The sequence below is a fragment of the Salipiger bermudensis genome, from assembly GCF_017309175.1.
Taxonomy (GTDB): Bacteria; Pseudomonadota; Alphaproteobacteria; order Rhodobacterales; family Rhodobacteraceae; genus Salipiger; species Salipiger bermudensis.
Window position 1 is genome coordinate 76,371 of sequence record NZ_JAEKJV010000013.1, and the last position, 11,926, is coordinate 88,296.

General features: G+C 64.5%; 13 protein-coding genes. 7 read left to right on the forward strand and 6 right to left on the reverse strand.

All coding sequences use genetic code 11. The features are described 5' to 3' along the window. Positions 1–510 carry a protein-export chaperone SecB gene (gene secB, locus JF542_RS17075; RefSeq protein ID WP_007795604.1) on the reverse strand — a complete coding sequence of 170 codons (510 nt, stop codon included), beginning with the start codon at positions 508–510 and terminating at the stop codon, positions 1–3. Between the two features lie 57 nt (positions 511–567). Continuing rightward, positions 568–1,119 (reverse strand): FxsA family protein, encoded by a 552-nt coding sequence (locus JF542_RS17080; RefSeq protein ID WP_007795601.1) that lies wholly within the window; start codon positions 1,117–1,119, stop codon positions 568–570. Between the two features lie 103 nt (positions 1,120–1,222). On the opposite strand from JF542_RS17080, the gene JF542_RS17085 reads away from it, so the two are divergent. The 3 genes from JF542_RS17085 to JF542_RS17095 are packed head-to-tail and all read left to right on the forward strand — an operon-like array spanning position 1,223 to position 3,515. Next, entirely contained in the window at positions 1,223–1,882 is a 660-nt protein-coding gene (locus tag JF542_RS17085; RefSeq protein WP_207076730.1) for a Tim44/TimA family putative adaptor protein, read from the forward strand. Then, complete coding sequence (gene mltA, locus JF542_RS17090; protein WP_207076731.1) at positions 1,882–2,925, forward strand: murein transglycosylase A; 1,044 nt, start codon at positions 1,882–1,884, stop codon at positions 2,923–2,925. Before JF542_RS17085 ends, mltA begins: the two co-directional genes overlap by 1 nt. Then, positions 2,922–3,515: a Smr/MutS family protein gene (locus JF542_RS17095; protein WP_207076732.1), complete on the forward strand. Its 594-nt coding sequence runs from the start codon at positions 2,922–2,924 to the stop codon at positions 3,513–3,515. The genes mltA and JF542_RS17095 overlap by 4 nt, the downstream gene beginning before the upstream one ends. Before the next feature lie 3 nt (positions 3,516–3,518). On the opposite strand, the gene idi is transcribed toward JF542_RS17095, so the two are convergent. After that, complete coding sequence (gene idi, locus JF542_RS17100) at positions 3,519–4,040, reverse strand: isopentenyl-diphosphate Delta-isomerase (RefSeq protein WP_207076733.1); 522 nt, start codon at positions 4,038–4,040, stop codon at positions 3,519–3,521. A 138-nt stretch (positions 4,041–4,178) separates the two neighbouring features. Between idi and JF542_RS17105 the strand changes: the two genes are divergently transcribed. Beyond that, on the forward strand, positions 4,179–4,607 hold the full coding sequence (locus JF542_RS17105; protein WP_007795588.1) for a c-type cytochrome: 429 nt from the start codon (positions 4,179–4,181) through the stop codon (positions 4,605–4,607). 111 nt (positions 4,608–4,718) lie between these two features. Here JF542_RS17105 and JF542_RS17110 read toward each other — a convergent pair whose 3' ends face one another. Next, on the reverse strand, positions 4,719–5,837 hold the full coding sequence (locus tag JF542_RS17110) for a polysaccharide biosynthesis/export family protein (RefSeq protein ID WP_242533806.1): 1,119 nt from the start codon (positions 5,835–5,837) through the stop codon (positions 4,719–4,721). 190 nt (positions 5,838–6,027) lie between these two features. On the opposite strand from JF542_RS17110, the gene JF542_RS17115 reads away from it, so the two are divergent. Next, positions 6,028–6,639 carry a sugar transferase gene (locus tag JF542_RS17115; RefSeq protein ID WP_007795584.1) on the forward strand — a complete coding sequence of 204 codons (612 nt, stop codon included), beginning with the start codon at positions 6,028–6,030 and terminating at the stop codon, positions 6,637–6,639. A gap of 10 nt (positions 6,640–6,649) precedes the next feature. Here JF542_RS17115 and JF542_RS17120 read toward each other — a convergent pair whose 3' ends face one another. Together JF542_RS17120 and JF542_RS17125 are read right to left on the reverse strand one after the other, a co-directional pair. After that, positions 6,650–7,339, reverse strand: coding sequence for a YjbF family lipoprotein (locus JF542_RS17120; protein ID WP_242533807.1), 690 nt, complete (start codon positions 7,337–7,339; stop codon positions 6,650–6,652). Next, entirely contained in the window at positions 7,318–9,465 is a 2,148-nt protein-coding gene (locus tag JF542_RS17125) for a YjbH domain-containing protein (RefSeq protein WP_207076734.1), read from the reverse strand. Before JF542_RS17125 ends, JF542_RS17120 begins: the two co-directional genes overlap by 22 nt. A gap of 212 nt (positions 9,466–9,677) precedes the next feature. Here JF542_RS17125 and JF542_RS17130 point away from each other — a divergent pair, with 212 nt between their 5' ends. Together JF542_RS17130 and JF542_RS17135 are read left to right on the forward strand one after the other, a co-directional pair. Beyond that, entirely contained in the window at positions 9,678–10,511 is an 834-nt protein-coding gene (locus JF542_RS17130; protein ID WP_207076735.1) for a flagellar motor protein MotB, read from the forward strand. Between the two features lie 105 nt (positions 10,512–10,616). After that, complete coding sequence (locus tag JF542_RS17135) at positions 10,617–11,915, forward strand: flagellar hook protein FlgE (RefSeq protein WP_207076736.1); 1,299 nt, start codon at positions 10,617–10,619, stop codon at positions 11,913–11,915. Positions 11,916–11,926 lie beyond the last annotated feature (11 nt).

An 11,926-nucleotide genomic window follows, 5' to 3' on the forward strand; every position in this document is an offset into this window, starting at 1 on the left:
TCAGGCGTCGAGCTTCTGCTCGCCGCTGGCCGCGGCCTGCTGACGGCGCGCGATCTCGTTGCGATAGAGCGCGACGAAATCGATCATCTCGAGGTTCAGCGGCGGGAAACCACCGTCGCGGGTCACGTCCGAGACGATGCGGCGTGCGAAGGGGAAGATCATCCGCGGGCATTCGATCAGCAGGAACGGGTGCAGCTGCTCTTCCGGGACGTTCTCGATGTGGAACACGCCGGCATAGTCCATTTCGAGGATGAACAGCATCGCGTCGCTGCCCTTGGACTTCGACTCGACCTTCAGCTTGAGGATGACCTCGTACTGGTTCTCGGCCGAACGCTTCTTGGCGTCGAGGTTCACCTGAACCTGAACGTCGGGCTGCACTTCGCCGTTGCTGCCCTTCTGGGCAAGGATGTTCTCGAACGACAGGTCACGCACGAACTGTGCGAGAACGTTCATCTTCACCGGTGCTTGCTGCGCACCGGCCTCACCATTCTGGGTGGCTTCTTCTGCCATGATGTCTCACTCCTCGAAGCAGGTTTGGGTATGCAATAGCAGCCCCGTGTCGGTGCCTCAATGCTTCGTCCAGCCAGACCCGGGGTGATTTGGCTTCTTGTCTTGCCCGACTTCCGTAAATTCGCCGTCAATGACATCGCCTTGCGGAGAATGCTTGGGATTTTGTCGTGCATCGGGTCGTGGGCCGGCCTGCGGGCCATGCTGGGGACCGGGCCGCGGGCCGGGTTGCGGGCCCGGACGACCGCCCATCTCGAAGCGGGTCACGCTCACCCGGCGCGAGATGTAGGTCAGCACCATCTTGCGGAAGGCCGGCGTCAGAAGCGCGAAGCCCACCGCGTCGGTGAAGAAGCCCGGCGTCAGCAGCAGCGCACCTGCGAGCAGGATCATCGCACCGTGGGCCAGAGGCGTGGTCGGATCCTCGAGCCGCGAGAACGAGCCCTGAAGATCGCCCATTGCCCGCAGCCCCTGAGAGCGCACCAGCCAGGTGCCGATCACCGCGGTGATGACGACGATGGCCAGCGTCGGAAAGAGGCCGATCAGCCCTCCGACCTGGATGAACAATCCGATTTCGATCAGCGGCACGAGCAAAAATGCCAGAAAAAGCCACATATGCGGTCTCCCTTGCGGTTGGGGGCCGGTAGACTTGCCGGGACCCAGCCCCTACATAGGATTGCAACAACAAAACTTCCACGTTTGCGCGCATGAGGTGCCGATGAATACGCCGATCGTCCAGCTTCTGGTCCTTGCCGGGATCGCGATCTTCCTGATCCTGCGGTTGCGCAGCGTTCTGGGAACGCGTGACGGCTTCGAGAAGCCCGAAGCCCCCTCGCCCAGCCGCCGCGATGACACCGCGCGCGACTTCGAGGTCATCGAAGGGGGTCCCGATCACGATATCATCGATCACGTTCCCGAGAACAGCCCCGCCGCCGAGGCGCTGGCCAAGATGAAACGCGCCGAGCCCTCTTTTGGTGTGGGCGAGTTCCTCTCGGGCGCACGCGGCGCCTACGAGATGATCCTGATGGGCTTCGACAATGGCGAGATCGAGGATCTCAAGCCGTTCCTGTCGGACGAAATCTACGAGAGCTTCAGCGAGGTGATCGAGCAGCGCGCCCAGCAGGGCCTGACCATCGAGGCGCAATTCGTCGGCGTGCGCGAGCTGTCGCTGGTGGATGCGACCTTTGATGACACCGAGCGTCTGGCCGAGATTACCGTGAAATATGTCGGCGAGCTGACTTCGGTGGTGAAGAACGCCGCCGGCGAGGTGATCGAGGGCAGCCCGACCGCGGTGAAGCGCCAGAAGGATGTCTGGACCTATGCTCGCCGCATGGGCAGCGACGATCCCAACTGGCAGCTGGTTGCGACCGACGAATAATGCGACAGGCGATCCGTGCCGCGATCCTCGCCGGCATGGCACTGGCAGGCACCATGAGCGCGGCGGACACAGACACCACATACCGGATTCTCGAGTTCTCGGATCTCGACGGCTGGGCGGCGGACGATCACTCCGCCGCCCTTTCGGTGTTCCTGGAGACCTGTGGCGACCTCGATGAGCCCGACTGGCGCAGCCTCTGCGCCGTGGCGCGCGACACCGACGACGCGAAGGATTTCTTCGAACTGTTCTTTCGCCCGGTGCAGATCTCGGACGGCAAGGACGGTCTGTTTACCGGCTATTTCGAGCCCGAGCTCAACGGATCGCTGACCCCGACCCCGCGCTATCGCTACCCGATCTACCGCATGCCGCCCGAGGCGGCCGAGATCCGGCCCTGGCTCGACCGGCGAGAGATCCTCTCGACCGATGTGATGCAGGATCGTGGGCTCGAAATCGCTTGGGTCGATGATCCGGTCGAGCTGTTCTTTCTTCAGGTCCAGGGCTCGGGCCGCATCCGTCTCCCGGACGGGCGGAACCTGCGGGTCGGCTATGGCGGTGCCAACGGCCACCCCTACCGCTCCATCGGCAAGGAGCTGATCCGCCGCGGGACCTTCGATCCGCATCAGGTCTCGGCGCAGGTGATCAAGAACTGGGTGCGCAGCAACCCGTTCGACGGCGAAGATCTGCTCTATCACAATCCCTCCTACGTGTTCTTCCGCGAGGTCAGCGAGGTGCCGGCCGATCGCGGGCCGCTCGGGGCGATGAACCGTTCGATCACCACGATGCGCAGCATCGCGGTCGATCCCGCCTTCACTCCGCTGGGCGCGCCGGTCTGGATCGAGAAGGCGGGCGCCGAGCCCCTGCACCGGCTGATGATCGCGCAGGATACCGGCTCGGCGATCAAGGGCGCGCAGCGGGCCGACATCTTTTTCGGTACCGGCGATGCGGCGGGCCGCCGGGCGGGCGAGATCATGGATCTGGGCCGCCTCGTGGTGCTGTTGCCGATCCAGCGCGCCTACGCGCTGCTGCCGGAATCGGTGCTATGAGGAAGCGTCGGCTAAGACCGGAGGAACTGGAGCTGTGGCAGCAGGTGGCACGGTCCGCGGAGCGCCTGCCGGGCCAGAAGCCGCTGCCGGATCCGGATGAGGCCGAGAGCAGTCTCCCGCCGCGCAAGTCCCCGCCGCCCAGAGACCCCCTGCCCGCCTTCGATCTCGGCAGCCGGTCGCAGCCTTCGCCCGAGCATCACGATTTCCTCGGCACCACGTCGGATCGGCTGTCTCGCGACCCTGTGCGCATGGATTCCAAGGCTTTCACACGGATGAAGCGCGGCAAGCTGGTGCCCGAGGCCCGCATCGACCTGCATGGCATGACCATCGATCAGGCCCATCCCGAGCTGATCCGCTTCATCCTGACCTCGCAGACGCGAGGTCTTCGGCTGGTTCTGGTGATCACCGGAAAGGGCATGCGCGAGGATCCGCACGACCCGATGCCGCGCCGGCGCGGCGTGCTGAAGACGCAGGTGCCGCAATGGCTGCGTCTGCCGCCGGCGGCGCAGGCGGTGCTTCAGGTCTCCGAGGCGCATAACAGGCATGGCGGCTCGGGCGCCTATTACGTCTACCTGCGCAAGCGCCGCTGAGGATCAGAGATCCGCGAGGATCTGCTCGGAGTGCACTTCGAGATAGATCCGCAGCCATGGGGTGAAGCGCGCGGCATCGTCGCGCGTCTGCCGGTGCAACTCGTCGAGCGGGACCCATGCGGTGTCCATGACCTCGTCCGGGTTCGGCGCGACCTCGAGCCCCTTGGGGGCGTATCCAACGAAGATATCGACCAGCTCGTGTTCGATCATGCCACCACCGACATCGGCGCGGTACTCGACCTGCCCGCGCGGGGCGAGCGTGACGCCTTCGATCCCCAGTTCTTCGCGCAGCCGGCGGGTTGCGCAGTCGAGTGGGCTTTCGTCCCAGTGCGGATGGGTACAGCAGGTGTTCGCCCAGAGACCCGGCGTGTGATACTTTCCAAGCGCCCGGCGCTGGATCAGCACCGCGTCGCCACGCAGCAGGAACACCGAGACGGCCTTGTGCCGCAGGCCCCTGAGATGTGCCTCGAGCTTGTCGATCGGCGTGAGCGTGCCGTCGACCCATGCGGGGATGTCGTTGGTCATGGGCTTCTTTCCAACGCCGCGCCGATGGCGTCAAGCTGGCACTGCCATTTGGTCGCATGTGACCGGTCGGGCTATTGTTGAGCTCTGCAAGCCTGCGCTAGGTTTTTGTCTGGACATACGTCACGGGAGACAAAATCCATGAAACTCAAGATAGCCACGGCCATTGCCGCAGTGACTCTTGCAGGCAGCGCAGTCGCTCAGGAGGCGGGCGACGCGGCTGCCGGCGAAGACCTGTTCGGCAAGCGCTGCCGCTCGTGCCACATGATCGTCGACGATGCCGGCGAGACCATCGTCAGGGGCGGCCGCACCGGACCGAACCTCTACGGCATCATCGGCAGCGAGGCCGGCGCGGTCGAGGATTTCCGCTACAAGAAATCCATCGAAGAGGCCCGCGAGAAGGGTCTGGTCTGGGATGAGGCCTCGTTCGAGGCCTACGTTCAGGATCCGACCGGCTTCCTGCGCGAGTATCTCGACGACAGCGGCGCGCGCTCGGGCATGACCTTCAAGCTTCGCGAGGGCGCGGCTGACGTCTATGCCTATCTCGCCTCGCTCGGCGGCGACATGTAAACTTCGCGAAACCTTTGCCGTCGGCTGGAGTCAGGACCGCCGCTTGGCAGCACAACGAAGAAAGGGCGCATCCGCGGATGCGCCCTTTTACGTTTCCAGCGGGCCGAGGCGTCAGCCGCCGAGTGTGCTGAGGTCCTGGGTCAGGCCGAAGGCGGTGCCGATCAGCGAGAACAGGGTCCGCGCCTGGCTCAGCGGTGCTTCGGTGGCGAGCACGGTGTCGCCGGGATTGATCCGGAACTTGCGTGCCGCGAAGAGCCCGTCGGCCGAGGTCAGGTCGAAGGCGAAGACGACCTGCTGCATGCTCGGTGCGCTGCCATCGGAGCGCAGCTGGTGCACGTCGTACTCGCGCAGGATCAGCACGCCCTGCGGGTCGGCGCGGGAATCCGCGAGACCGCCGACAAGGGCCACCGATTCGATGGCGCTGAGATCATCCTTGGGGAAGTCGATCAGCGCTTCGACTCCCGATGCGCCGATCGCCGAGAAGGTCTTGCGGTCTTCCTCGATGATGACCGTGTCGCCTGGCATGAGCAGCGTGTTGCGGGTGCCGTTCTCGAGCAGGTCCTCGATCGAGGTCTCGTAGGTGGTGCCGCTGCGCAGCAGGCGGACCCGGGGATTGTTCAGGCTGGGGCTGACCCCGCCGCCATCCGCGATCAGCCCGAGGATCTTGTAGTTGCGCGACGGCATCGGATAGGCGCCCGGGCTGTTGACCCCGCCGACCAGTTCGACCGAGTTGCTGCGCCCCTGTTGCAGGCTCAGCTGAACCTGCGCCGAGGGCGCGATCTGGATCAGCTTCTCCTGAATGCGGGCGCGGGCGGATTGCGGCGACAGCCCGCGAACGAAGACCTCGTCGACATACGGCACGAAGACCGCGCCGTTCGGGCCGACCTCGACGCCGTTCAAGGAGGCGGATTTCTCGGCGGCACCGGTCAGCAGCGAGTTCTCCTGGCTGTCCCAGATCACGATGTTGAGCCTGTCACCGGTCTGGATCACGCTGGAATTGGCGCCTTGCGAGGTGCCTGGCCAGGGGTAGTCGTTCTTCCAGCCAGTGCGCGGCCAGCTGGCGATCATCGGAAGGTTCGAACGGGTGACGCGGAGCGCCTGAAACGTCGGGTTTTCAACGTTGTATTCGCTGACGATCTCGGCCTGCAGGGCAGCGCCGCGCGGCAGTTGCGAGCAGGCCGCGGCTACCAGTGCCAGCAGCACGGCGAGAATGATGTGTGGTCTCGGCAATACAGGCTCCCTCGGAAAACCTTTGGTCGTCTCTCGGATCTTCTTAGCGTTTCGGCCCGATGCTAGACAATCTTCTATCCTCGAAAACGTTCTTCGGACAGGCCATCGTGACAGTTTCAGCGCTCCGCTCGGCCGACAGGCAAAATCCTTCCGATCGCGAGGGCCTTCGGTCAGCAACGGAGTGGGTGTTTTGAGTGTTGCCAAGCGTTCGGTCGACATCGGCCTTGCGGTCCTGTTGATCGTGATCCTGTCCCCGGTGATCGTGATCATCGCCCTGATCATCCTCTGGCGTGATGGTGCGCCGGTCCTTTACCTTTCCGAACGCATGAAGACCCCGGACGAGGGCTTTCTGCTTTGGAAGTTCCGCACCATGACAAGCGACAGACATGACAGCGGCGTGTCGGGCGGCGACAAGACGAACCGGATCACGGCCACCGGACGGGTTCTGCGGCGCTACCGGCTGGACGAACTGCCGCAGCTCTGGAACATCCTGCGCGGCGATATAAGCTTCGTCGGCCCGCGACCGCCGCTGCGCCGCTACACCGAGATGTTTCCCGAGCTCTACGCCGACGTGCTGAGATCGCGCCCGGGAGTCACCGGGCTTGCCACGCTGGCCTTTCACCGGACCGAAGAGCGGCTGCTGGCCGAGTGCCGGAGCAAGGAAGAGACCGAAGCGGTCTATTGCCGGCGCTGCGTGCCGCGCAAGGCCCGGCTCGACCTGATCTACGCCCGCCGGCGCAGCCTCTGCTTTGATGCGCGGTTGATGCTGGCGACGGTCATCCGACGCCTGCCGCTGCACTGAAGGCAGCGGCTCAGCGCTGAAGCATCTGCATCGCGACGTAGCCGAGATTCTCGCCCAGCCATTGCCGCGAAGCGAGGATCTCTCCGCTGCCCGACACCTTGTAGTAATCAACGAAGGGCGGGCCGTCGGGGCTTTCGCAGGCCGCGACCATCTCGGTCGCCCGGTCCTGAACGAGACCGATCGAGACATCAACCGTGGCGTCGGGCTCGACACCGCAGCGATAGGTGACCACCTCGGTGACATCCTCGGGGGTGAGATAACGCTGGATATAGCTGACCTGGCCGGCGCGGCGCGCCCGTATCAGGTCCAGCAGCGCCTCTTCCTCCGTCGACATCAGGTCGCCGCTCAGACCGCGGGTGCCGGTGATCATGCCGTGCCGCATGGTGACGGATTGGCGATCCGGGTTGGCGAATGTCTCGTAGGGACCGTTCTGTTCGATCCGGATCAGAAGCGCCTGCGATCCGCGGTCGGGAACCCCCAGGAAAGCGACGGGAAGGTCCGTCGCCGAGAGCGTCTGCACGATCGCCTGAGGGGTGATTTCGCCGTTGGCTTCCTGCTGGCGCAGCGAGGTCGGCACGATCGATTGCACCGGAAACTCGAAATAGGGGTCGTTGCTGCAGCCGGTCAGGACCGACGCCAGTGCGAGCAGGCCGATGCGGGGAAGGGTGGTGCGCAGGTTCATCGCCAGAATCGTCCCCAAGTGTTGCTCACGTCCGGTTCATGCCAGGTGCGGACTTGATCGTAGAGCCGCGACGAGACGTCGAGGCGGGCGCCGCCGTCGCGCTGAAGCGAGCGAATGGTTTGACGGCTCAGGGTTCGGGACGGGCGGCTGGTGCCGGCGCTCAGCGGGATCGTCAGCATGATGCCCTTGTCGAACGAGCCTTCGCCGAACTCTTCTTCGGTGACATCGGTGAAGGTGGCGAAGGCGCCGACGCTCCAGCCGTTTGCAAACTCGCGCGTCAGAGTGAAGGTGGCGCCGTAATCGCCGGCCAGGTAGCGGCCGACATCGACCTGTCCGTGAAAGCCGTTGCCGAAGGCGTAGTAGCCCGAGACGTGACCGTTCACATCCGGGATCTCGCGCTCGATGCCCGAAACCGGATCGACGGTGACATTTTCCTCTAGGCCGAACAGCCCGTCATAGGCCCGGCGCCGCACGTAGTTGAGCTCGGCGCCGAAGGCGAGACGGCTGTCGGCCGGCTTCCACAAGACTTCGCCCGACACGCCGGCATACATCCGTTCGAGATAGCCAACGGAAACGCGGCTGTAGAGCTCGGGGGCAGGGCGCCCGTAGAGGTCCAGCGTCAGATACCTGATGAAGGGATCGCCTTCATCGGCGTAGAGCCGATAGTCGGTGCGGACGCGCGGCAGGAGGCTTTCGGATTCGCGGCTGATCTCGTCGAGATTGCCGATCACGCGCTTTCGCAATTCACCGGAGAGCACGACGTTGCGGCGGATTTCGTAGCTCGCGGCCACCCGTGCGCCGACATCGATGCGCAGGGGCATGTCCGGGTCGAAGCCCGAGTAATCGAAGTAGGGCGCCACCACCCAGTTGAACCGGGGAAAGGTGACCAGGTCTTCCGGCGTGCCGCGTCCGTAGGCGTCGGTGATGCTGGTCCGTGCCAGCATCTCGACCGCGGCGTCATTCTCGAGCGCCTCGAGATCGCTGCGTTTCATCGTGACCGCCGACATGGGAATGCCATTCTCGGTCGGGACGATGATGAATTCCTCCACCGAGTCCGGCAGGGTCCGTGTCATCACCCGTGCGGTGCGGCCGATTGCCTGCGCGGGGGCGCCATAGGTCGGATTGCGCAGCCAGACCGTCGCACTGCGCGGCCGGAGCTCGACATTCACAAGCTCGAGCTTCTCGCGCGAGAGGTTCGTCGTCATGCGCTGTTCGATACTGCGCTCGGTACCCTCGAGATCGGCGGTCCAGCCCAAGTCGGAGGCGCTGCCCGATGCGCGCCGCTTGACCGGAACGCCGGCGACCTCGATCCCGCCCGGAATGCCGGAGGTCTTCGGGTTTGTGGGGAAGGTCAGCTGAAGGCCGAGCGTGTCTCCGTAGGCGAAATAGAGCCCAAGCTGGGCGTCGTTGTCGAACCGGTACTGAGCCCCGAAGCTGTAGGGAGACTTGTGCTCGAACCCGCCGCGCGCGCTTTCGAGCGTGTAAGCGTCAGAGGAATACTCGAGCTCGAAGGTGAGTTTGTCGTTCGGAGACCAGCTGATGCCGCCGAAGGCGCCGACATCGCCGCGGAACCAGCGATCGTAGGTCGGCACACCGCCTTCGCCCAGGATCACCTCGGAGCGCTCGCCGATGGTGGTGAAGGAATTGTAGCTGCCAAGCCGGCCCCAGCCAAGGCCGCCCGTCACCCTCAGCCCGGGCGCAAGGGCCTTGGTGGCAACGATATATTCACCGCCATAGAGACCGGTGCCGACGAAGTCCTGCAGGCCGATGGCGACGGCGGGACGAAGCCGGGTCTCTCGCAGAAGCTGCACGCGGACGTCGAAACTGCGGTCGTAGTAAACGCCGTCGACACTCGAGGGGTCGTCGAAGTTCTCGATCCCTGCGTAGCGGAAGGTCCCGCTCAGCCACGGCGTGATCTGAAACGAGAATGCCGCCCGGTTGCTGTCACCGATGCGGCCGTAGGTAAGGCCGATCGTGGCGTCAGGGGCCATCTCGGCGGTCGGCATGTCGATCAGGCCGGGGGAGCCATAGGTGTTGTAGCTCGCGATCGTCTCGGATTGTGCGGAGCTGGTCAGAAGGAACGCCGCCCCCGCCGTCGCCAGCGCGCCGACGCGCTTTGCCCGATGTGATGATACCGCCGCCATAAAGCCGACCCCGTGTCTCGAAAGGTTTCTTGGACCTACAGCTATTCGGAAACCGTGATCCTGTCTATCGGCGGCAGAGAGGGCGTCTCTGCATGTGGGATTCTCGGCACGTCCCTGCCGGCAGGATGCGTCGAGAGTTTTAAATGTTAAGGCAGGCGTAACCGCTGCACCGCTAGACCGCTCTTCGGGGTGAAATACGAAGGTGGTGGAACATGGCGGTCGACAGCAGTGTCGCGCCGGTCATCATCAAAAGGAAGAAGGTTTCGGGCGGTGACGGGCATCACGGCGGCGCATGGAAGGTCGCCTATGCCGATTTCGTCACCGCGATGATGGCCTTCTTCATGTTGATGTGGCTGCTGAATGCGACAACGGAAAAACAGCGCAAGGGGCTTGCGGACTACTTCAGCCCAACCATCGCGATCAGCCGGGTTTCCGGTGGCGGCGATGGCAGTCTCGGTGGGGACAGCATCTTCTCCGAGAACACGTTGCCACGGGTCGGAACCGGCGCCACGAGCCTGAGGCCGACCTCGCAACATGCCGCGCGCGGCGCATCGGACCCGGGCGAGGCCGACGAGACCGGCGCGCAGGACGAGGCGCTGGAAGCGGTCGAGGATCTGCTCATGGGGCGTGGCGGCGAAAGCATGATCAGCGACACGCTGATGCGCCATATCGTGACCCGCGTCACCGATGAGGGGCTCGTGGTCGAGCTTTTTGCAACCGAGGAGGCGCCGCTCTTCGACGCCCAGGGCGCCCCGACGGAGCTGCTGCGCGCGCTCTCCGACGTGATCGCGGGGGTCTCGGACATGGTGACCAATCCGCTTGCGATCGAGGGCCATGTCGGGGCCTATCCGATCGTTCTCGCGCGCGATCCCTCCTGGGAGGTCTCGACCCGACATGCCGACCGATTCCGCGAGTTGCTGCTTGCGGACGGGCTGTCAAAGGCCCGGATCAACCGGGTCACCGCGCATGCCGACCGTGAACCGGCCAAGAACAACCCGATGGACCCGCGCAACACGCGGCTCGAGATCATCTTTCTGCGCAGCTGACCGCGGGCGGATATGCGGCGGATTTTAGCTGTTAGCTCCGGGTTAAGTCCGTGCGGTTAGGTCTGGTGGCGAGTTCTTCGAAGGTGACAGCAGAAAGGCGCGTCCATGACCATTTCTTCGTCTCTCAATGCCGGCGTTTCGGGGCTGGCGGGCAATGCCAGCCGCCTCAGCGCCATCTCCGACAATATCGCGAACTCCTCGACCTATGGATATCGCAGGGTCGAAACGGATTTCACCGCGCTCGTGATGTCGAGCGGAAGTCAGCGGGCCTACACCGCGGGTGGCACCGCGATCGACAACCTGCGCCTGATCGACGAGGGCGGGGCCATCGTCTCGACCAGCAACGCCACGGATCTGGCGGTGGACGGGATCGGCATGCTCCCGGTCGCATCGCAATCGCAATACGAAGCCACGGGCGAGCCCGAGCTATTGCTGACATCGACCGGCTCCTTCCGGATCGACGAGAACGGCTATCTGGCAAGCGAGAACGGCTACTACCTGATGGGGTGGCCGGCGGCGCTCGACGGCTCGATTCCGCCCTATCCGCGCGATACCATCAACGGTCTCGAGCCGGTCAAGTTCAGCCTCAGCCTCACCGGCGATCCGACCACCGCGGTCGACATGGCGCTGAACCTGCCCGCCACCGAGACACAGGCCGGCGCGGCGGGCGATGCAGAGTATCTCGAGATCGAGTATTTCGACAATGTCGGCATCTCGCAGAGCATCTCGATCACCTTCACGCCGACGGTTCCCGCCACCGGGATCTCGAATGAGTGGACCATGGTGATGACCGACTCCGCGCAGGACGGCGCGGTGATCGGTGACTACACCATCACGTTCGATGCGACGACCGGTGCGGGCGGCACGATCGCGACCGTGGTCGAAACCACGGGCGGCGCCTACAATGCCGGGACAGGCCTCTTCACCGTCGACGTGGCCGGGGGCCCGATCGAGTTCGACATCGGCGCCACGGGAACGACGGGGGGTCTGTCGCAGCTTGGCGACAGTTTCGCGCCGATCTCGATCTCCAAGGACGGCTCCTCGGTCGGCAACATGGTCTCGGTCGAGGTTGACGAGAACGGCTATGTCAGCGCGCTCTACGACAGCGGCCAGAGCCAGGTGCTCTACCAGATCCCGCTGGTCGACCTGCCCAATTACAACGGCATGATCGCGGTGGATGGCTCGACCTTCCGGCCCTCGCCAGAGAGCGGATCGTTCTTCCTGTGGGATGCCGGGGACGGACCGACCGGCAGCGTGAAGTCCTATGCCAGACAGGAATCCGCCACCGACATCGCGCAGGAACTGACCGACATGATCCGCACCCAGCGCGCCTATTCCTCCAACGCCAAGGTGATCCAGACCGTCGACGAGATGCTGCAGGAAACCACCAACATGAAGCGCTGAGCCCGGTAACG